The 19,648-nt window shown below is 62.7% G+C and carries 17 protein-coding genes, 1 tRNA gene and 4 pseudogenes; 14 read left to right on the top strand and 8 right to left on the bottom strand.

What is annotated here, in order from left to right:
- Positions 1-2: 2 nt before the first annotated feature.
- The 3 genes from B2585_RS18960 to B2585_RS18950 form a co-directional block, all read right to left on the bottom strand.
- Positions 3-1,202 carry a D-alanyl-D-alanine carboxypeptidase family protein gene (locus B2585_RS18960; protein WP_292025500.1) on the bottom strand — a complete coding sequence of 400 codons (1,200 nt, stop codon included), beginning with the start codon at positions 1,200-1,202 and terminating at the stop codon, positions 3-5.
- 40 nt (positions 1,203-1,242) lie between these two features.
- Positions 1,243-2,133, bottom strand: coding sequence for an SPOR domain-containing protein (locus B2585_RS18955; RefSeq protein WP_292025499.1), 891 nt, complete (start codon positions 2,131-2,133; stop codon positions 1,243-1,245).
- 135 nt (positions 2,134-2,268) lie between these two features.
- Entirely contained in the window at positions 2,269-3,444 is a 1,176-nt protein-coding gene (locus tag B2585_RS18950) for an alpha/beta fold hydrolase (RefSeq protein WP_292025498.1), read from the bottom strand.
- A 145-nt stretch (positions 3,445-3,589) separates the two neighbouring features.
- Between B2585_RS18950 and B2585_RS18945 the strand changes: the two genes are divergently transcribed.
- The 5 genes from B2585_RS18945 (at position 3,590) to B2585_RS18925 (ending at position 6,546) form a co-directional block, all read left to right on the top strand.
- Positions 3,590-3,793, top strand: a complete 204-nt coding sequence (locus tag B2585_RS18945) for a hypothetical protein (protein WP_292025497.1) — start codon at positions 3,590-3,592, stop codon at positions 3,791-3,793.
- A gap of 51 nt (positions 3,794-3,844) precedes the next feature.
- Positions 3,845-3,934 (top strand) — tRNA-Ser (locus B2585_RS18940).
- 150 nt (positions 3,935-4,084) lie between these two features.
- Complete coding sequence (locus B2585_RS18935) at positions 4,085-5,275, top strand: tyrosine-type recombinase/integrase (protein WP_292025496.1); 1,191 nt, start codon at positions 4,085-4,087, stop codon at positions 5,273-5,275.
- A gap of 2 nt (positions 5,276-5,277) precedes the next feature.
- Positions 5,278-6,171: a hypothetical protein gene (locus B2585_RS18930; protein WP_292025495.1), complete on the top strand. Its 894-nt coding sequence runs from the start codon at positions 5,278-5,280 to the stop codon at positions 6,169-6,171.
- A gap of 156 nt (positions 6,172-6,327) precedes the next feature.
- On the top strand, positions 6,328-6,546 hold the full coding sequence (locus B2585_RS18925; RefSeq protein WP_292025494.1) for a hypothetical protein: 219 nt from the start codon (positions 6,328-6,330) through the stop codon (positions 6,544-6,546).
- Positions 6,547-6,555: 9 nt separating this feature from the next.
- Here B2585_RS18925 and istB read toward each other — a convergent pair whose 3' ends face one another.
- The 4 genes and pseudogenes from istB to B2585_RS18905 all read right to left on the bottom strand — a co-directional run.
- A complete protein-coding gene (gene istB, locus B2585_RS18920; RefSeq protein ID WP_292025493.1) occupies positions 6,556-7,317 on the bottom strand; it encodes an IS21-like element helper ATPase IstB in 762 nt (253 codons plus the stop codon).
- Positions 7,314-8,809, bottom strand: a pseudogene (istA, locus tag B2585_RS18915) (IS21 family transposase). The gene istB and the pseudogene istA overlap by 4 nt, the downstream one beginning before the upstream one ends.
- 77 nt (positions 8,810-8,886) lie before the next feature.
- Positions 8,887-9,078, bottom strand: a pseudogene (locus tag B2585_RS18910) (2-aminobenzoate-CoA ligase); the annotation flags it as partial.
- A gap of 2 nt (positions 9,079-9,080) precedes the next feature.
- Positions 9,081-9,791, bottom strand: a pseudogene (locus tag B2585_RS18905) (acyl-CoA dehydrogenase family protein); the annotation flags it as partial.
- Between the two features lie 89 nt (positions 9,792-9,880).
- Here B2585_RS18905 and B2585_RS18900 point away from each other — a divergent pair.
- The 9 genes and pseudogenes from B2585_RS18900 (at position 9,881) to B2585_RS18860 (ending at position 18,336) form a co-directional block, all read left to right on the top strand.
- Positions 9,881-10,192 (top strand): GlsB/YeaQ/YmgE family stress response membrane protein, encoded by a 312-nt coding sequence (locus B2585_RS18900; RefSeq protein ID WP_292025492.1) that lies wholly within the window; start codon positions 9,881-9,883, stop codon positions 10,190-10,192.
- A gap of 105 nt (positions 10,193-10,297) precedes the next feature.
- Positions 10,298-11,143, top strand: a complete 846-nt coding sequence (locus tag B2585_RS18895) for an SH3 domain-containing protein (RefSeq protein ID WP_292025491.1) — start codon at positions 10,298-10,300, stop codon at positions 11,141-11,143.
- A 38-nt stretch (positions 11,144-11,181) separates the two neighbouring features.
- Positions 11,182-11,490: a hypothetical protein gene (locus tag B2585_RS18890; RefSeq protein ID WP_292025490.1), complete on the top strand. Its 309-nt coding sequence runs from the start codon at positions 11,182-11,184 to the stop codon at positions 11,488-11,490.
- A gap of 19 nt (positions 11,491-11,509) precedes the next feature.
- Entirely contained in the window at positions 11,510-11,782 is a 273-nt protein-coding gene (locus B2585_RS18885) for a hypothetical protein (RefSeq protein WP_292025489.1), read from the top strand.
- Between the two features lie 10 nt (positions 11,783-11,792).
- Positions 11,793-13,883, top strand: a complete 2,091-nt coding sequence (locus B2585_RS18880) for an SH3 domain-containing protein (RefSeq protein WP_292025488.1) — start codon at positions 11,793-11,795, stop codon at positions 13,881-13,883.
- A gap of 156 nt (positions 13,884-14,039) precedes the next feature.
- Positions 14,040-14,267: pseudogene (locus B2585_RS18875) on the top strand (IS6 family transposase); the annotation flags it as partial.
- A gap of 233 nt (positions 14,268-14,500) precedes the next feature.
- Complete coding sequence (locus tag B2585_RS18870; RefSeq protein ID WP_292025487.1) at positions 14,501-15,076, top strand: hypothetical protein; 576 nt, start codon at positions 14,501-14,503, stop codon at positions 15,074-15,076.
- Positions 15,077-15,182: 106 nt separating this feature from the next.
- On the top strand, positions 15,183-16,289 hold the full coding sequence (locus B2585_RS18865) for a zinc-binding dehydrogenase (protein ID WP_292025486.1): 1,107 nt from the start codon (positions 15,183-15,185) through the stop codon (positions 16,287-16,289).
- 406 nt (positions 16,290-16,695) lie between these two features.
- Complete coding sequence (locus B2585_RS18860; RefSeq protein WP_292025485.1) at positions 16,696-18,336, top strand: AMP-binding protein; 1,641 nt, start codon at positions 16,696-16,698, stop codon at positions 18,334-18,336.
- Here the strand turns inward: B2585_RS18860 and B2585_RS18855 are convergent.
- The gene (locus B2585_RS18855; protein WP_292025484.1) at positions 18,299-19,354 is read right to left on the bottom strand and encodes a GNAT family N-acetyltransferase; all 1,056 of its coding nucleotides are present in this window, start codon (positions 19,352-19,354) and stop codon (positions 18,299-18,301) included. The two genes, B2585_RS18860 and B2585_RS18855, sit on opposite strands and share 38 nt — an antisense overlap.
- Between the last annotated feature and the right edge of the window lie 294 nt (positions 19,355-19,648).

The raw sequence follows: 19,648 nt of genomic DNA, 5'->3' as shown, positions 1-19,648 counted from the left end.
GGTCAGTTCACCGCGGGCTGCGTTTCGGGCGCCTCAGCCTCGCCGACCCCGGCGAGGTCGCGGGCCATCGAGAACACCTGACCGGCGGCGGCGGAGAAGCGCGGCAGGAAGCCCGCCTTGCCGACGCTGTTGGCGGCGACAAGCGGGATCACCGTGTCGCCCATGCCGTCACGCCGGATGGTGAAGGTGGCGATCTCGTCGCCCTGTGCGATCGGCGGCTCAAGCGGGCCGGTCCACGTCACGTCGCCGGTGATACCGTCCTGCGCGGTGACCGGCATGAGGAGTTCGAGGTCTTCGGCGGGGGCGAGGGCCACGGTCGGCGCGTCGCCCAGAAACACGGGGACTTCCGCGATGACCTGACCGGCCTCAACGGCGGTGCGCATCACGAACTGACGGAACGACCAGTTGAGAATGGCGGCGCTTTCGGATTTGCGCGCGGCTTCGCTGTCCAGCCCCGAGATGACGAAGACCACCCGGCGCTTGCCCTGCATGGCGGAGCCGACGAGGCCGTAGCCCGCCTCCTGCGTGTGGCCGGTCTTGAGCCCGTCGGCGCCGAGGCCAAGGGTGAGCAGCGGGTTGCGGTTGAACCGGTTGTCCGGCGCGCGTCCGTCGTAGGGAAATTCGTTCATGCCGAAATAGTGGTAATACTCCGGAAATTCCTCGATCAGGCGCGTGGCCAGAATGGCGAGGTCCTCGGTGCTCATGCGCTGGGCCGGGTGGGGCCAGCCGGAGGCATTGCCGAAGGTGGAATTCTCCATCCCCAGCGCCTGCGCCCGCTGGGTCATCATCGAGGCGAAGGCGTCTTCCGTGCCGCCCAGCCCCTCGGCCACCACGACGCAGGCGTCATTGCCCGACAGCACGATGATGCCCTTGATGAGCTCTTCCACCGTCGGCCGGTCCTGGGTCGTGAGGAACATGGTCGAGCCGCCCATGTCCATCGCGCGCTGGCTTACATTGAACTGGGTGTCGAGCGACACGCGCCCGTCCTCCAGCGCCTCGAACAGCATGTTCAGCGTTATCAGCTTGGACATCGACGCGGGCGGCAGCGGCACCTCTGCGTTTTTCTCCATCAGCACCGTGTCGGTGGTGAGGTCGACAACATAGGCCGAGCGCGCAGTGGTCTCGAAGGCGAGGGCGGGAAGGGCGGTGAGCCCGGCCAGCAGTGTCAGAAGCAGGCGGGCCGTGACGTGGCAGCGTCGCATGGAAGGGTCCTCGTCTGTCCCGGCCGGGGCCGGGCACTGGTCAGTTGGTCACATAGTACGCGTCGTTGAAGCCCAGCTCCTTGATCTTCTTCAGAAGCTGCGCCCGTTCCGCGCCGGTTCCCGCCGGGCCCACGATGACCCGCCAGAAATCCTTGCCGCTCATCTTACCCGGCTTGATCGTGGGGACCATCCCCGCGCGGCGCAGGCTCTCGGCAGTGTTATTTGCATTCTGCTCGACCGAGAAGATGCCGATCTGGATATAGGGCTTGGACAGCGACGAGGCAGGGGCGCTGCGGGTGGGCTGCGGCGCGGTGGCGGCGGCCACGGTGCTGGAGGATGTCGCGGGCGCGGAGGTGCCGTTTTCGGCCGCGTCGAGCGCGGCGGCGGCGGCCGCGATCGGGTCGAGCGCGCGCGATTCGACCTGCGGTGCGGCGGCCACGGTGGTTTCTGCGCCGTCCGACCCGGTTTCGGCGGGGGCGTCTTCGGACACCTCCTCGCGCCGAAGCGCGGTGACGCTGAGATCGGCAGGCTGCCCCGCCAGCATTCCGAGCGCCTCGGCGGCGTCCGACGACACCTGGATTTTCGGCCCCGGCTGGCTGCGCTCGGGCTTGTAGAGCACGCCCACGACGAATTTCGCGTTCGTGGTGTTGCGGATGATGACCCGCTCGGGGTCTTTCGCGTCAGGGTGGGCGACCCAGACGCCGCCCAGCGAGGGGCGTCCGTCCCACAGGCCCTTGTCGCTGGCCTGAAAGACCTCGGGCGCTTCCACGTCGCGTTCGACGGTCCGGCTCGACCGGCTCGCGGTGGTCGTCGTGGTCTCGGCATTCGATTGCAGGAAACCCGGAAGCTGGACGTCCCCGTCCGCGCATCCCGAAAGCGCCACGGCGGCGCACAGTCCCATGACCAGCCGCCCTGTCATCCGCTTATGCATCACAAGTCTTGCCCCTATTGCGGCCGTTTCGCCGCGCTGCCCGCCTCGCGCCTATGTCGCGCGTTTTGCGGGAGTGTAACCTTTCGACCGGGGCAAGAAAAGCCTACAGGCGGCAATTGAGCGGGTTCCGGCGTGTTAGTCCGCTTCGGCCAGAAATGCGGTGGCGGCCCCCATGACCTCCTCCCAGCCCGGTCGGCCCGGCACCGGCACATGATTGCGCCCCTCGAAGATGCGCAAGCGGGCGTTCGCGATGCCCGCCGCGATCATGCGTGCCTGTTCGGCCGGCTGGACGGCGTCGTCACGCATGTGCAGGACGAGCGTGGGTGCCCGGACCTCTGCCAGCCTGTCGGTCACGTCGATCCCGTCGATGGCCTGTCGCAGGGCCGCCGCCGTGTCGGGCGTGGCCGAGGCGAGCTGCATGTCCGTCATGCTCGCGATCTGGTCCTGTTCGGCATCGGGCAAGTAGAGCGTGGCGAAGGCCGTGGCGAAGGCAGAGCCGTGGCGCCCCCAGCCCTCGCGCAACAGGGTGAGCATCGCCTCGGCGCGGGCGACCTCCTGCGGGGCGGCCCGGGCGAGGCGGCTTTGGGCGAACCCGCCGTACAGCACGAGACGGGACACGCGGTCAGGATGGGCCGCGGCGAAAGCGATGGCGACGGGCACGCCCTGAGAGGCGGCGAATACGGGGAACCGCTGTGCGCCGACGGCATCCGCGACGGCCTCGAGGTCGGCGACCATTCGTTCGAGCGAGAGCGACACCGGCGTGGGGTCCGACAGCCCGGTCCCGCGCTGGTCGTAGCGCACGAGCCTGTGGCCGGCACTGAGACGTTCGATCATCGGACGCCAGACGGGGCTGTCCCAGTCGCGCTCGATATGGGTCAAGAAATGCCCGGCGCGCAGGAGGACCGGCCCCTCTCCGCAGGATGCATAGGCGATCTGCGTGCCGTCCGCGGAGGTGGTCATCCGGATGTCCTGCTCGCCGGGCGAGGTCGCAGGCGGAGCCCGACCGCCCGCTACCTCTGCGATGAAGCGAAACCCGCGCCGCGGCACGGTCTGAAGCAGGGCCTGGCGCCGCCCGTCGTCACCGATCGCGCGCCGCACCGCGTTGATGCGTGAGGATATCGCGGCGTCCGACACGATCCGCCCGTCCCAGATCTCGGCGATGATCCGGTCCCGGTCGATGAGCGCCCCGGCGTGGCTGGCGAACAGGACGATCAGGTCGAACACCTGTGGCTCCAGCGCCTGCACGACACCGTCCCGTCTGAAGACATGGGCCGCCGGGTCAATCTCGCAGGAGCCGAAACGAAGGGTCATGCCCCACAGAACCGGTTTGTGACGGGCCGTGCAACGGGATTGGCCGATCTCAAGGACTTCTCAAGAGTTTCCCAAGGTCCCCTTCAAGCGCGACCCGCCGCGATTGGGGGATCGTGAATCTCACAGTCTGACAAGGAGAGAGACCATGACCCCCCGCATCGAAACTCACGCCCGCCGCATCGCGAACGGAAGCATCAACACCGACCACTACCTGCGCATCGGGGCCGAGGCGCGGTCCGCCGTCGCCTGGTCCCTGATCTCCGCTGCCGGACGCGGGCTGGCAGCGGGCCTGCGCCGGATACGACCAAGCGCCCGCGCCACACCGGCTGTTTTTCATCCCGCCGAATGAGACGCAGTGCCTTCCAGAATCGTCCGGGCCGGGGTATCGGCTGTCTCTGCCGGAGGAGTGGCAGAGTGGTCGAATGCACCGGTCTTGAAAACCGGCGTGCGTGAAAGCGTACCGTGGGTTCGAATCCCACCTCCTCCGCCACCCTAGCTCATTCTCCAGTTTCGCTCAGTTGCCTATTGTTGCGAAAAGTTCTGTTTTTGCTTGGGTTTGGGCTGAATTCAGTTCACGCTCGCTTTCTTTCGATTTCGCCGGTATCTTTTCATTGTGTGGTAGAATTTGTGGTACACATCGGTGGCACTTACGGGAAAGCTGACAAAGAGGCTGGTCGAGAATCTCGGTGCGGGACGTCACGGGGACGGGAACGGGTTGTATCTCGTCGTCGATCCGTCTGGCGCGCGCCGCTGGATCGTGCGGGTTGTCGTCAAGGGGCAGAAGAACAAGAACGGCGGATCGCTCAGAACTGACTTCGGGTTGGGTGGGGCGGATCTCGTGCCGCTCAATCAGGCGCGCGAACGGGCGCTCGAGTATCGGCGAATGGCGAAGCAGGGGCTCAATCCCAGGTACAATGCCGCGAGGGAGATACCGACATTTGAGGAGGTCGCGAAACAGGTCCACATCGAACGCCTGCCGACCTGGAAAAACGCCAAGCATGGTGCGCAGTGGATCAACACCCTCCGGGACCACGCATTTCCGAAGATCGGCAGGATGCCGGTCGACAGCATCGGCCAGCCGGAAGTGCTGATGTGTCTGTCGCCGATCTGGACGGAAAAACATGAGACCGCCCGACGCTTGTCGCAACGGATCAAGGTCGTGCTCGATGTCGCCAAATCGAGGGGTTTCCGGTCCGGCGAAAACCCGGTGACGGCAATCAAGGATGCGGGTTTTCTGGCGAAGGTCAAGGCCAAGCCAAAGCATCACGAGGCGATGCGTTGGCAAGACGTCCCGGCGTTTTTCGCTGACTTGAAGTCGCGCAAGGCCATGTCGGCGCGCGCGCTGATGTTCGCCTGTCTGAGTGCTGCCCGAACCGGCGAGGTTCTCGGGATGAAGTGGCAGGAAATCGATGTGGCGACCTGCGTCTGGACATGCCCCGCGGAACGGATGAAGACGGGTGCGGATCATCGGGTGCCCCTTACGGATGAGATGCTCGCCATCATCGAGCCGCTGCGGGCGTTGCGGTCCGACTATGTGTTCGAGGGGCAGAAAAGACACGCGCCCTTGTCGAATATGTCGATGTTGATGCTACTGCGACGCATGCAGGTCGAAAACGTTACGGTTCACGGCTTCCGTTCGACGTTTCGGGACTGGGCTGCCGAGGCCGCGGGCGCGCCGCGCGAGGTGGCGGCGATGAGCCTCGCGCACAAAGTCGGGTCGGATGTCGAACGTGCCTATGCCCGATCCGATCTTTTGGATCGACGCAGAACCCTCATGGAACAGTGGTCGCTTTACGTTAGTGGACAAGGCGAAACAAAACTTGGAGGCTAACGATGTTCACCCGATCCGGCTTTAGATCGCTATCAGATCTCTGGAGCGAGTTTGCGAACAAATTCGGGGAGACTGTTCAAGCGCGGGCGGTGGAGGCCATTCGAGCCGAAACTTTCCGGTCACACGACTTGTTCGGAACCGCGTGTGATCTGTGCGAAGACGTCTTCTTGCGGACTTTCGAGGATACAGAGATCGCACTTGTTCCAATGGAAGGAGAGGTCGTTTTCGTTCAGCCTGCGCTCATGGGGTCGAACGCGCAGCTATTTGCCAAGCTAACCCCCTTCGAAAGCTTCCAAGTGTTGATAGACCTAGACGAGAACGACCCGGAAGAGGGTTGGGTCCGGAGCATGGGGTCATCACGTTTCAAAGCCACAACGTTCAAGCTGGCTCTTCCTGGCGCATTTGAGCGCGCGGAAATCTCCGACTTGGAATCAGACGTCTTGTCACCGTATTTCCACACGCTACCTGTGCTCTTTGAGAGACCGTCGTATGTCATTGCCAGAGCGCTACCGCCTTGGGTCGGGGATCTTGTCGAGGATTCGTATGCTCGGTCACTGAATAAGGCAACATTCGGGTCGTCGATCTGTGTGTCAGAAAAGAACGCTGCAGAATGGCAATCGCAGCTCTCCAACCATGCAGTTCAACGCCTCTTGGAAGAAATGCTTCCTAGTGTTCGCTTTGAGCCTCTTCCGTCAGGCTCAAAGAGGGGCGGGCGCCCCCGGAAGGTCGATGAAGTTGCCAGCGCGTACCGCGAATTGGGTTTGAGCGCCGAGCACCTGACCTGGAAAGAGATCCATAATCGGCTTGAAGCTCATCTTGGTTTTGCGTTCTCAGAAATGACACTTCGTCGCGTAGTGCCTCGCCTACACAAACAATTTCCGGACGAAGAAGCTTAGTTCTGCAGGTCACAACGATGCGAAATATCTGGTCAAAACCCTAGTCAAAACCCTGATCAGAACCAAAAGGGACTTTTGACAGTTTTGTTAGTCTGGATTTCTGAATGTGCTTTCGATCACTGAAAACCATCTTGTATCCCTACGAAGGAGCCCGAGATGGCCAATCTGTTCGAAAGCGATCGAGCCTACGTTCTGGGTGATCCAGAGCTCAACCGTGTCAACGGCGGAGCAAAAACCGGCCACGGGGCGGAGCAAAAGTCTGCCACCAGAGAGGGCATGGGATTGAAGCGGAGGGAACGCTTCGCGCCCCGGCAGCTGCGCTTTTCAGATAGCTGGCGGCTGCCGGGGCGCTTTGGCCCAGCGGGCCAAACCTGAACGATGTGATCAGGTGTCGGCGCTGTTTCGGGCGCGGCTTTGGGCAAGCCGATAGCTGTCGCCGTTCATCTCGAGGATGTGGACATGGTGGGTGAGCCGGTCGAGCAGAGCGCCGGTCAGGCGCTCGGAGCCGAAGGTTTCGGTCCATTCGTCGAAGGGCAGATTGCTGGTGATCATGGTGGCGCACCGCTCGTAGCGCTGCGAAATCAGTTCCAACAGCAGCTCGGCGCCGGTCTTGCTCAGAGGCACGAAGCCCAGCTCGTCGATGATCAGGAGCTTGTATCCGACCATCTGTTTTTGCAGGCGTAGCAAGCGGCGCTCGTCGCGGGCCTCCATCAGCTCGTGGACCAATGCGGCAGCGGTGGTGAAGCCGACGGAAAGGCCCTTCTGGCAGGCGGCCAGTCCAAGGCCCAAGGCGACATGGGTCTTGCCGGTGCCGCTCGGGCCGAGGGCAATGACATTCTCGCGCCGCTCGATCCATTCCCCTCGGGCGAGTTCCAGCACCTGCATCTTATTGAGCTTGGGGATCGCCTTGAAGTCGAAGCTGTCGAGGCTTTTGGTCGCCGGGAACTTCGCCGCCTTGATGCGGCGCTCGACCATCCGCCGTTCGCGGTCGATCAGTTCGAGTTCCACCAGGCGCGCCAGGAAGCGAACGTGGTCCTGCCCCTCCGCGGCGCACTGGCGCGCGAGCTTGTCGTATTCCTTCAGGAAGGTCGGCAGCTTGAGCGTCTTCAGATGATGGGCGAGCAGGAGGTCGGGCGCGTCGGTCATCGGGCCTCCTCCGAAATCAGGCACATGTAGCTGGCCGCCGAGGTCTTTCCGACCTCGGCCCGCGGCAGGTAGGGATAGACGTCGAGGTCGAGCTTCGGCGGTCGCTTCTCGACCTGACACAACACCAGATGCTTGACGGCGTCGAAGCCGATGGCTCCCATGCGCAGGGCCGTCTTCACGGCGGCTTGCACATCGTCGAGCTCGAAGGCCTCCAGCAGCCGCAGGACCTGGACGAACTCACGCCGCCCCGCCTTGAGCATGCGTGCTTCCATCAGGCGGCGCAGGGTTGCGAACTCGGGCGGCAGCTCCCAGCCTGTCAGCGGCGCGGCCTGGTCCAGGGCATTGATCTTCTTCTCGATCAGCGGAAGGTAGTGGAGCGGGTCGAAGACGACATCCTCGCGCTCATAGCTGCGCGGATGGCGCGCGATGAGATCGCCGCCGCAGCCGATCGCCACCTCGTCGACATAGCCGCGCAGCCAGACATCGCGGTGGCCGTAGGCGACCGGCACGGAATAGTCGTTGGTCTTGTAACGCACCAGCGCCTGCGAGGTGACCGCCCGCTCGCCTGATCGCAGGCATCGAAAGAGGCTGGCGGCAGCGCCGACATCACCTCGAGATCCCGGTCAAGGCGCGTGCCGATCATCTCGGTATGGCCGCGCAGAACATCGCCCTGACGCTTGCGGCATTGTTCTTCCAGCGAGGCGTTGAAGGCCTCCCAGGAGGGGAAGCGCGGCACCGGCACCATGAAGTTGCGCCGGGCATAGCCCACCAGCCCCTCGACGCTGCCTTTGTCATTGCCCTTGCCGGGGCGGCCATAGCGGTCACGGAGCAGGTAATGTGACAGGAACCCGCTGAACAGCCTGGCCCGCTTGCGGGTGCCGTCCGGCAGGATCTGTGCCACCAGGCACCTGTCGTTGTCGTAGAGCACCGACACCGGCACCCGACCGAAGAAGCCGAAGGCGTGAACATGCCCGTCGACCCAGGCCTCGGAGGTCGCAGCCGGATAGGCCCGGATGTAGCAGGCATCGCTATGTGGCAGGTCGAAGGCGAAGAAATGCGCCTTCTGCTCGACACCATCAATGATGACCATCGCTTCGCCAAAGTCGGCCTGGGCATGCCCGGGCGCATGGGCCAGCGGCACGAACATCTCGCGACCGCGCCGATCATGCTCACGAATGTAATCCTTCACGATCGTGTAGCCGCCGGTGAAGCCGTGTTCGTCCCGGAGCCGCTCGAACACCCGCTTGGCGGTGTGCCGCTGTTTGCGCGGGACGCCGCGGTCCTCTTCCAGCCAGGCGTTGATGATCTCGGTGAAACCATCCAGCTTCGGGCGCTTGATCGGCGCTTTGCGCCGGTAGCCCGGCGGAACCGAATACGCCAACATCTTCTGCACGCTGTCGCGTGAAATCCCGAAGTGACGCGCCGCCTCGCGCTGGCTCATCCCCTCGGCGCAGGCAAGTCGAACCTTGCGATACAAGTCCACGGTGAAAATCCTCCCGCCCTCCCGTCGCCAGAAAGGGCAAAAGTGGCCGACTTTTACGCCGCCCGCAGCCGGATCATCCCGCCGCTACCATGGCCGACTATTGCGCCGCCGTTCTCATTATCGCCGTAACCTTTGTCGACCATCGCGTCGGTCAGCTCGAACCCCGCGTTCAGCGTGTCGGGATAGTCGAACCCGTCCAGAAGCAGGTCCGGCCAACTGCCCTCCGGTGGCAGGTTCTCGCGGGCGAACGTGTCGGTATGCGCGGACGGACCAAGCATGATTAACCCCTGTCGTGTTGTGTATGCGTTTGGCGAGCGATGACGATGCGCTGAATGTCTGAAGCGCCTTCGTATATGCGTAACGCCCTGATTTCGCGATAAAGTGTCTCGACGACACCGCCCGAACGCACACCGTCGCCGCCGTGAAGCTGTACTGCGGTGTCGATGACTTTCTGTGCCTGATCTGTGACAAAGAGCTTGGCCATCGCGGCTTCGCGGGTGACGCGCGGGGCGCCGGAATCCTTGGTCCAAGCGGCGCGGTAGACGAGGAGGGCAGCGGCGTCGATGTCGAGCGCCATGTCGGCGATGTGGCCCTGAACCATCTGGAGATCGGCCAGCGGTGCATCCTGCACGATACGGGTTGTGACACGTGTCAGCGACTCGTCGAGTGCGCGCCGGGCGAACCCCAGCGCGGCTGCGGCAACCGAGGCGCGAAACACGTCGAGCACAGACATCGCGATCCGGAACCCCTCTCCGGGGCCGCCGATCATGGCTGAAGCCGGCACGCGGCAGTCGGTGAACCGCAGCGTAGCGAGCGGGTGGGGCGCGATGGTCTCTAGCCGTTCGGCGACCTCGAATCCCGGCAGGTTGGGGGTGACGATGAAGGCCGACAGCCCCTTGGCCCCCGGCGCATCTCCGGTGCGGGCAAAGAGCGTGTAGACGTCCGCGATCCCGCCGTTCGAGATCCAAGTCTTTTCGCCGTTCAGGACATATTCATTGTCTGCCGTCAGCACCCTTGGGACATCTGAATTGATTTCGTAATGGAGGGTTTCTGGCTCATCGTAACCGCCAAGGAGTGGAGATGAGACAGAAACCCGGAAGACAGAAAGAGCCCGCCGAGAAAGTCGGCGGCGCCATAGGAGGGGTAATCGGGCTCCTCATTGTTATCGTGATTGGGGCCATTGTCGGATGGCTCGCGAGCCTGATCGTGAAAGGCAGCGGTTCAGGCCTCCTAATGGACGTGATCTTCGGAATCGGTGGGTCGATCCTCGCAGGCTACGTCCTGCCCCTCGTCGGCATCAATTTGGGCGGTTGGGCCGGCTCGTTCATCGCGGCCCTCGTCGGTGCAATCATACTTATCCTGATTGTCCGGCTGATCCGCAAAGGAGCTTGATGATCAGGCCGTATGACGCCGCAAGACTACTTAGAAAGGACGCAAATAATGCAGGGCCATTTCAGGACCAGATTTCCAACTCTATGGAGCGCCCTTATCATCTCGTTGCTCGGCACGATGAGTTCCGCTCAGACGCCGTCGCTCATGCAAGATGCCTGTGCCCGCGCTGCGCAAACCTATTTCCACGACTACACCGCCAAGTCCAACATGACCTACAACGGCACGCGCACCGACGGTACCCAAGCAATCAATGGTCGCATCTTCCTCGAGACCCGGTTCGAGGACGTGGCATGCTCTTTCGATCGCAGCGGTCGGCAGATGGTCGAGTTCTTTGCCGAGGGTCAATACCAGCCGGCGATGGTCCATACGAGTACCGGCACCAACACGACCGTGACAGGCGTGTCCGCGAACGACATCCTGAACGTGCGTAGCGGACCGGGCGTCAGGTACAAAGTCGTGGGGGCTCTCGGGAACGGGTCGCGCGTGCGCATGCTTGACTGCGCGATGCAAGGCAATGCGCGCTGGTGCCAGATCGAAATGCTGACGGACATGCGCGAACGCGGCTGGGTAAATGCCCGCTACCTCTCCACTGGAGCGGCGGTTCAACAACCCAGCCCGCCTGCTGCCGATGTCGGCGGAACGACGACAGAGCGTGTGCGGTTCGTCTCAGGCACTTCTGGTGCCGAGTTATCTGGTGCTCTGCCCCCGGGAGCGTCCCGCCGTTATGAGCTGGGTGCCAGCGCGCGACAGATGCTGAACGTTCGCCTGTCTCCGAACAGGTCCGGCCTGTCGTACCAGATATTCAATCCCGACCGCTCGTCGCTCGTGTCCCAGATACCCGCGTCTCAGCCTTATCGAGGGCAGCTCTGGCAGACCGGCGATCATGTGATCGAGGTCATCAATCGCTCCAACCGCAGACTGAACTACAAAGTCGAGGTCTGGATCCGCTGACAAACTCAACAGAAAAGACTGATCAAGAAGGAAGCTGAATGCAGAATATTGAAAGATGGATGATTGGTGGCGTGGCTCTGCTCGCGCTCGCTGCCTGCGACGACACGATGACCGGCTCGGCAGATACCGGTCTGAGCGGCACGCAAGCGCAGTTCACCGCGATGGAAGCGCCATGTACCAGCCAAGCCGCCCGTCTTACTGGCGCATCAGCCGCGTCAGTCACGGTCCTCGACCAAATCCAGACGGGCGGCGGTCCTATCCTGACGCTCGCGGCTGGCGGCTCGAACTATACCTGTCGCCTCGAGGCAGATGGCTCCGTCACCGTGTTCAGCGAATTCGCGAACTGAGAGAGCCAAGGGGATTTTTGTGAACCGGACGTGCCGCATCGTCATCAACTTGTTCGCAATCGCGTACCTCGTTGCTCTCGTCTTGTTGGCTATCGGCACGTTCGGATTGCTGGGTCAAGAAGAGGACCCGCTCTCTGGCGTCTTTCTTCTGCCCCTGGGTTTGCCGTGGAACCTTATGATCGATCCCGGCGACGGCAGGGCGCTGGTGTGGGTTGCCATACTAGCGCCGCTCGTCAATGTTGCGATCCTGATCGTGCTTTGCCGCTTCATCGGCAAGAGGAGAGCGTCATGAACGCTCTGCCTTGTCCACCAAACATCACGTCGTGTGCCCGGCCGTCTCCGGGCGTCATTTCAACGAAGGACCAACCATGAGAATTTTGCTATTTCGCATCCTGCTCGCCCTGACGATGGGCTTGCCTGTCGCCGGGCCATCTTTCGCCCAAGTCGACGATCTGACCCACCGGCTCCACTTCGGCGGTTGGTCCGGGGTCGTAAAGGAAGGCACTATCAAGGGCCGGCGTACCATCACGTACGACGTTTCGGCCGAGCGGGGACAGACGTTGACCGTGCGGCTGTATTCCGACAACTCCGCGACCTATTTCAACGTATACGCCCCCGGCGACGGGCCGGGAGACGCGGTGCTCGCGAACAGCAGCCTCGTGTCCAACATGGTGCCAGACGTCAACGAATTCACGGCGGAACTCCCGGAGACTGGCACCTATCGCGTTTCCGTCTACCTGTTTCGCGCTGCTGCGCGTGCAGGCGAGCCATCCAACTTTTCCGTGGAATTCGACCTTGTCGAACCATCGGTCGCCAGCAATCCGAGCGCCGACTACGCGATGTTTCAGGTGCGCACGCGATCCACGGGAGGCCACCTCAATGTGCATTCGGGCCCATCCGAGGACTCCCCGCGCGTCGGTCGTTTCCCAAACGGCTCATTGCTTCGCAATATCGGCGGATGCAGCGCGAATGAAGGCCGTGACTGGTGCGAGGTCATGGCAGACGGTGGCGGACTCGTGGGGTTTGTCGCACGCAGCTTTCTCGCCGGGGTGACAGAGCATCACGACCCCGGCGTCACACAGCCGCAGGCAAGCTTTTCCAGTATGGCGGCGAACCCGACCGTTCGCCGCACCATCAACGCGGCTTCCGAGTTTTTCCATGTCCACCTCGCGCATCCGGACGCACATCTGAATATCCATGCCTCGCCTTCAGCCGCTTCGCCACTGATTGGCCGGCTCATGGACGGCACCGACCTGCGAAACATGGGCGGCTGCGTCGAAAGCGAAGGGCGGGCCTGGTGCGATGTCATGATGGCCGGCGGTGGTACTTCCGGCTGGGTCGCTGCGGCATACCTGCGCGACGGACAGTCCCCTGCCACTCATGTTGTGCCTCCGACCATGCAGCGCACAGCGCAACAGGCACCTGCGGCGACGGCACCGACCGCTGCCTCCGACTATTGGCGCGTCGCGCTCAATCGTTCGGGAAGCAGCCTCAGGGTCCATACCAATCCATCGACGTCGGCCCCGATTGTTGGTCGGTTCCATGACCGCGCGGTCTTGAAGAACGTCGGCGGATGCCTTGTCCATCAGGGGCGCGAATGGTGCAATGTAAGTTCGGTTTCGGGTGCAGTGTCTGGCTGGGTCTCGACCGACTTTATCGAGCCGACGTCTGAGCCGGGTATGGCCACCATCGACACGCCAGCGGCCATTCCCACTGCGTCCGGCCCCAGCTACGACGGAACCGGCGAGATCCAATGCACAGCGGATCGCGACGCACCTGATGCGACCTGCACCTACGGCGTGGTTCAAGAGGGCACCGGCAACGGCTATCTTCAGATCACTTCGCCCGGCTACGGCATGCGCTCGATCTCCTTCGAACATGGCCGCCCAGCCTATTTCGACAAGTCGCAGGCTGACGGCGACATCCAGATGCGCGCCAATCTCGACGGTGACAACTGGATCGTCTTCATCGGCGACGCCCGGTTCGTGATCCCTTCGGCATTGTTCTCAACCGGAGATCAGACGGGCATGGCGACACAATTGCCCCTTGCACCGGGCGAGGCGCCAGTGGCCGAATCCGAAGACGCGATGGTTCCCGGCACAGATTTCAACGCAACCTCAATGATTCCTTGCGTGCGTGATCGGGATGCGGCGGATGCCTCATGTGAGGCTGGCGTCGTGCGAGAAGGAAACGGAAATGGGTATGTCCAAGTGACCTGGCCCGATGGCGGCGAACGGGTGATCTTCTTCGAAAACGGGACGCCCGTCAGTTATGACCAATCGCAGGCGGATGGCGATGCCGAGATGACCGTTACACGCGACGGCGATACCTTCGTTGTCTTCGTTGGCGAAGCGCGGTTCTCAGTCCCCGAGGCACTTCTGATCGGCGGATAACCTGAAAATACGGGCCCCGGTATATCTGGCCGGGGTCCGATCCAGAAATCGAAACGTGCGCGTTCAGACGGCCTGACACCAACAGCTCTAGCTCGCAGTGGGCTTGTCTGAGGCACTTGGCTTGAGGCGGGGCAGGGCGCTGGCCAGGTTTGAAGCATGCCCAAGCCAAGTCCATTCCGCTACTGCAAGGCTTCGCCAGGGATCCGGTTGGCGGTGATGCTATTCGTTCGGTTTTAGCTTTCGCTCCGCACCGTCGAAGACCTCCTGCATGAGCACGGGATTGACGTGAGCCACAAGACGGTCCGATATTTGTGGCGTCGGTTCGGGCCAGTGTTTGCCACCGAAATCAAGAAGTGCCGGGTTCTAGGCATCCGGTCCAACAGCGGGAAACGTGTTTGTCGGTTGTCAGAGAAGTATCCAAAACGCGCCGACTGGCGCTGCACTTGCGAAAAGAAACGGTCTTCGACAGACTGACACTCAACCAATTGGATATGAACGTCTCCGCCGCTCACCATCCATATGGAGTCTTTGATGGTCTGGCCTGGTGACCCGGATGCACCTCGTTTGGATCATGGGCGCGAAGACCGGGCGATGTCACTGACGCAAAGGAGCGATCCATGCGATTTCTGATGGTCCTGAGTGCATGCCTGTTTTCAGGCGCAACGATGGCACAAGCGCAGGAACCGGAGGATGTGGTTTGCCAGTTGACCGCGGAGGATTGGGCCGTCTTCTCCGATGCCTTCGAAGGAACCTGGAGTGCCAACAATATGGCCGGTTTCTCTCGGATCGGGTCAATGGCTATGCCGATCCCCCCAAGTCCGCCCGAGACTGTGACGGTGACCCCGCAGGGCGACGGGTCGCTTCATGTGACCCAAGCCGGCTATCCCGTGACGTTTGAATTCGAACCCGTTCTGAACGACGAGCGCTGGTTGTTCGAGGATTCGGATATCACCGACAAGCTGCCCGGACCGATTTTGAATGACGAGGATTTGGCGCTTTTGGTCGGTTGCCCCAACGAAGACCTCCCTCGGTTGATAGCTCAGCACACCGTCGAAACCCCTGAAGGGGATTTCGATTTCACTTACTATCTCATGATCACAAGCGCAGACGCGCTTTATGGTCTTCTCAAAGGCATTTCGGTCACTCCGAACGGCACAATCGAAGCTTGGCGCTCGATCAGTCTAACACGTTGAACACGGGCCAAGGCGGTGACAGTCTGGAGCTCAAGTGGCGCTTTCGGTTCACTCGGGAGGCCAACAGTTTATTTTCGTCGAACACCTGAACTTTGGAGGTTTCGCTATGGCGACCACGGGCAAGCAACTGTTTACGACACTGGAAGCGGACGGAACCCTGACCGTTGCGCTCGAGGGCGTGACCCATCCGGATCCGACCGGCAACCAGGTGTTGGTGAAAATGGAAGCTGCACCGATCAATCCGTCGGACCTTGCCATTCTGGTCGGTGCGGCCGACGTGAAAAACGCGAGCTATTCGCCCGGGAAATTCGTGGCGTCTGTGCCTGAGCCGTTCAATACGGGGTCCAAGGCACGGCACGGGCTCAAGCTGCCTGCCGGGAACGAAGGGGCCGGCACCGTTGTCGCCGCCGGTGACGGTGCCAAAAAACTGGTGGGACAGCGGGTGTCCTGCGTTCCGGGCAATGCCTACAGCCAGTACTGTATCGCCGATGCTGCCATGTGCCTGCCCCTCGGCGATCACTCGGCCGAGGATGGCGCGAGCGCCTTCGTCAATCCCATGACGGCTTTGGGGTTTGCCGAGAATGCCAAAAGGGACGGGCAAGATGCGATCTTGCACACCGTCGGGGCATCCAACCTTGGCCAGATGCTGACGCGCATCTGCAACGAAGACGGCTTGGGCCTGGTCAATATCGTGCGCAAGGACAGTCAGGCAGACTTGCTTGCCGGGCTTGGGTCCACGCATATCGTCAACTCTTCGCATGAGGATTTCATGGCCCGGCTGAGCGCCGCGATCGCGGACACCGGCGCCTTTTACGGCTTCGATCCGATTGGTGGCGGCAAGATGGTCGACAATGCCTTCAAGGCGATGGAGCAGGTCGCCGTGAGCCAGATGACGGAATATTCGCGCTACGGCTCGAACCAGCCGAAACGCATGTTCATTTATGGACGTCTTGATACCGGTCTGACGACGTTGTCACCGAGCTACGGCTTTGGCTGGACACTCTCGGGTTGGCTGCTGTTTCCCTTTCTCCAATCAGCCGGAGGAGACGCCGTCAGCCGCATGCGCAAACGTGTGCTCGAGGGCCTCACGACCACCTTTGCGAGTCAGTACAAGAAGCGGGTCAATCTCGAAGAGATGCTGACCAAAGAGGCTATCACGGATTACCGCGCGATGAAGACGGGGGAGAAGTATCTCGTGACGCCTTGGTCGTGACGGTGCGCCACCGAAGTGACCCTGATCCAATCAGGGTCACAATGGACCGCTTGGAATGGCGATACCCCGTGTTGCGGGCGGACATTGGCCCTCGGCCCCAGGCGGGAAGGATGGCTCGCCGTGTCGGATGGCGAAGTTGGCAAGCTCGGTCATTGAGTGGCCGCGCCTTAGCGCCTCGTGATCGGCATTGTCGCCTTCCATGGTTCCGCGCTAGCCATCCGGTGCTTTGTCGGCATAGCTGAAGACGCAGGCCGTATGGTTTGCCAGCTGTCGCAGGGCTATCCCGTTGATGTAAGTCCGATCAACGGTCAGTAAATGACTGGCTCTGAGTGAGCGCTTTTCCCGGACTTGCCATGAACGCCCTCCGGCGGCACCATCAAAGGGTCTTTGTCGCAAGGGGGCGCGGATGCTGGGGCCGAGTGGTCATGTCGATACGTTCTGCAGGGACAACCTCCCGGCAGCCGCCAACTGGCCGGACCTGATCAACCTCCCGACCTACCCCGACCATGTGAATGCGGGCGTGGAATTGTCCAACGCCCTTGTTGCCGCCGGTCACGGAGACCGGATCGCGCTGCGCGGCGCGGAGGACGTCTACACCTATGGCGAACTCGCGGTCTGGTCGGACCGGATCGCGCAACGCCTCGTGGACGACCTGAGCCTCGTGTCCGGCAATCGGGTGATGGTTTTCGGTGCCAACACGCCCGCGCTCGTCGCCCACTGGCTGGGTGTATTCAAGGCCGGGGGCGTCGTCGTCGCAGCCATGCCGATGCTGCGCGCCGGAGAGCTTTGCGAGATCATCTCGAAAGCCGCTGTGTCCCATGTCGTCTGCGATGCGCGCCTTGTGGGCGAGATCGACGCCGCGGTCGCAATGTCCGGCCGGCGGATTTCCGTTCTCTCCTTCGACGCCAGGGGGCGGGAAGGGGGGACCGGCGAGGCCGATAGGGAGCCCCCTCGGCCCGCCGTAGCAGCGCCCACGGGGCGCGATGACGTGGCCTTGATCGCGTTCACCTCCGGGTCGACGGGCAATCCCAAGGCGGCGATGCATTTTCATCGGGACATTCTGTCCATGGCGGACGGGTATGCACGCGACGTGCTCGCGATGTCTGCGGATGATATCTGCATCGGGACACCACCTGTCGCCTTCGCATACGGTTTCTGTGGGCTCGTCGCTTATCCGCTCCGCAACGCGGCCTGCGCGGTATTGCGCGACGATCTCTCCGTGGACGCCTTGCCACAGGCGATCGCGCACCACCGCGCCACCGTTCTTTTCTCCGGTCCAACCGCCTATCGCAAGATGCTCGCGACGGGTCTGTCCGGGGCAAACCAGTCCTCCCTGCGCGTTGCGGTGTCGGCCGGTGAGACGCTGACGGCGCAGACACAGGATGCCTGGACCGACGCCGTGAGGGTGCCGATCCTCGATGCCATCGGTTCGACCGAGATGCTGTCGTTCTTCCTCACCAACCGCATCGGGGACAGCATCGCCGGAACCACCGGCCGCCCGGTCGAGGGCTACGAGGTTCGGATCGTGGACGAGGCCATGCGAACGCTTCCCCGAAACACGCGCGGACGCTTGGCCGTTCGGGGCCTTACCGGCTGCCGCTACCTCGCGGATGGGCGGCAGGAGGAAACCGTGCGGGATGGCTGGACCTTGACTGGCGACATCTTCCTCGAGGACGATGACGGGCGCTTCCACTGTTTCGGCCGGGCGGACGACATCATCCTGTCCGCGGGCTACAACATCGCCGGGGCCGAGGTCGAAGCGGCGTTGGCCAGCCACGCCGCCGTGCAGGAATGCGCGGTCATCGGCGTTCCGGACGACGAACGCGGTCAGATTGTGGAGGCTGTCGTCGTTCTGAACGCGGGGTGGCATGCTGATGACGCAACGGCCGAAAGCCTGCAGGCGCATACGAAGGAAGAGATCGCGCCCTACAAGTATCCACGCTCGATCCGCTTCGCCGATGTTCTGCCCAAGACGCCTTCGGGCAAGATCCAGCGCTTCCGTCTGCGCCCTAGCGAAGATGCAGCATCGGCCTCCGGAGCTGCGTGACGTCCAGATCCGGTGCGACGAAGGCGAAGAGGAGGCGGTAAGGCGCGGGCATCGGGAGGAACCCGGCGCGCAAGCGCGAAGCCGTGCTCATGCCGGCGGATGTGGGACAGACGACGAGCGCGTGGCCGGCCTTCTTCATGCTTTGCAGCGTCGCATCGAGGAGCTGCCGTTCAACGTGCCTGTCACCGCCCTGCGCCACGAGGTGATCGACCTGTCCGGCTGTGAACCGTTCGCGCCCGCGAAACCGGATACGATGGAAATTGGTCAGCCCCCTGATCTTGCCGTCGTCGTAGACGAGCGTGGTCGGAATCCCCTCGTGATCGAGTTGGAGTGCCAGCCTCTCGGGTGTCCAGTCAAAGCAGAAATCGGACCCGGCTTCCTTCGCCAGGATAAGCTCCAGGCAGGCATCGAGGTCGCGCGGCTCGAAGGGGCGCAGGTTGCCGGTGGCCCGCGCCGGAACCCGGTCCAGCCGCGCCAGACCGGCCACACGCGCCGCCGCACGTTCGTAACGCGCAGCGGACACCCGTGTCAGGCGCCGTGCATCCAGCGGCCTGATCCACGGTCGAATCCCGTCCGCACGTTCCCCTTTCTGACTGCCGAGCCAGAATTTCGGTCCCAGACTGCCGGGCGTCGGCACTTCGAACCCCACGTCGAACGCGTAGCCCTCCTGCTGGACGCGGCGAAACAGTTCCGACGCGATGGTCTTGGCCACCCCCTGGCCCTTGCGGGCAGGGTCCGCGGACAGGAAGGACGAAAAGACCCCCTGAACCACGCGGTCCCCGCAGCGAAACCCAAGGGCTTCTCCGAAAATGAACCCGACCAGTTCGCCGCCGTCATAGGCCGCGAGGAGCATGTTGTCGGGATTGCCGAAGACCGCCCAGGCGAAATACTCCGCATCCCATTGGGGACAGGTGACGTCTTGCGGAAACTGGCCGTCCCAGCACTTGCTGACGAAGGCCGCGAGTTCGGCGGGGGAGCCGCGATACTCGACGACCTCGAAACCGGAATTGCTGGCCATGTCGGGTCGTTCGCTTTGTGACAGTGGGTTCGGATCGGTATCCGGGTAGAAGACCACCGATGGCCCGTGAGCGCAACACGCGGGCCGCTGGATGAAACCCGAGCCGTTCACACTGCACCAGGGCGGGATGCCGTGAGCGTAATCCGTATTTCGATGGTCCTGAGGAGGCTATTTCCTGCACCGCCGCTGGTCGCGCGCGCCGGGACGCCGATGGTGATCGTTGATCGGCGCAGCCTTTTGTAACAAGGTTACGGGGCGGAATGTCGCTTTTTATCAGGCCGTATCCAAGGTCAC

This window comes from Maritimibacter sp. UBA3975, assembly GCF_002384975.1.
Taxonomy (GTDB): Bacteria; Pseudomonadota; Alphaproteobacteria; order Rhodobacterales; family Rhodobacteraceae; genus Maritimibacter.
The sequence above is the reverse complement of the archived record's forward strand: the minus strand, read 5'-3'. Positions and strand labels throughout refer to the sequence as shown.

Excerpts from the sequence above, each read along its gene's own strand:
- B2585_RS18960 (WP_292025500.1), bottom strand. The coding sequence starts at position 1,202 with ATGCGACGCTGCCACGTCACGGCCCGCCTGCTTCTGACACTGCTGGCC.
- B2585_RS18955 (WP_292025499.1), bottom strand. The coding sequence starts at position 2,133 with ATGCATAAGCGGATGACAGGGCGGCTGGTCATGGGACTGTGCGCCGCC.
- B2585_RS18950 (WP_292025498.1), bottom strand. The coding sequence starts at position 3,444 with ATGACCCTTCGTTTCGGCTCCTGCGAGATTGACCCGGCGGCCCATGTC.
- B2585_RS18945 (WP_292025497.1), top strand. The coding sequence starts at position 3,590 with ATGACCCCCCGCATCGAAACTCACGCCCGCCGCATCGCGAACGGAAGC.
- B2585_RS18930 (WP_292025495.1), top strand. The coding sequence starts at position 5,278 with ATGTTCACCCGATCCGGCTTTAGATCGCTATCAGATCTCTGGAGCGAG.
- B2585_RS18925 (WP_292025494.1), top strand. The coding sequence starts at position 6,328 with ATGGCCAATCTGTTCGAAAGCGATCGAGCCTACGTTCTGGGTGATCCA.
- istB (WP_292025493.1), bottom strand. The coding sequence starts at position 7,317 with ATGACCGACGCGCCCGACCTCCTGCTCGCCCATCATCTGAAGACGCTC.
- B2585_RS18900 (WP_292025492.1), top strand. The coding sequence starts at position 9,881 with ATGAGACAGAAACCCGGAAGACAGAAAGAGCCCGCCGAGAAAGTCGGC.
- B2585_RS18890 (WP_292025490.1), top strand. The coding sequence starts at position 11,182 with ATGCAGAATATTGAAAGATGGATGATTGGTGGCGTGGCTCTGCTCGCG.
- B2585_RS18870 (WP_292025487.1), top strand. The coding sequence starts at position 14,501 with ATGCGATTTCTGATGGTCCTGAGTGCATGCCTGTTTTCAGGCGCAACG.
- B2585_RS18865 (WP_292025486.1), top strand. The coding sequence starts at position 15,183 with ATGGCGACCACGGGCAAGCAACTGTTTACGACACTGGAAGCGGACGGA.
- B2585_RS18860 (WP_292025485.1), top strand. The coding sequence starts at position 16,696 with ATGCTGGGGCCGAGTGGTCATGTCGATACGTTCTGCAGGGACAACCTC.
- B2585_RS18855 (WP_292025484.1), bottom strand. The coding sequence starts at position 19,354 with ATGGCCAGCAATTCCGGTTTCGAGGTCGTCGAGTATCGCGGCTCCCCC.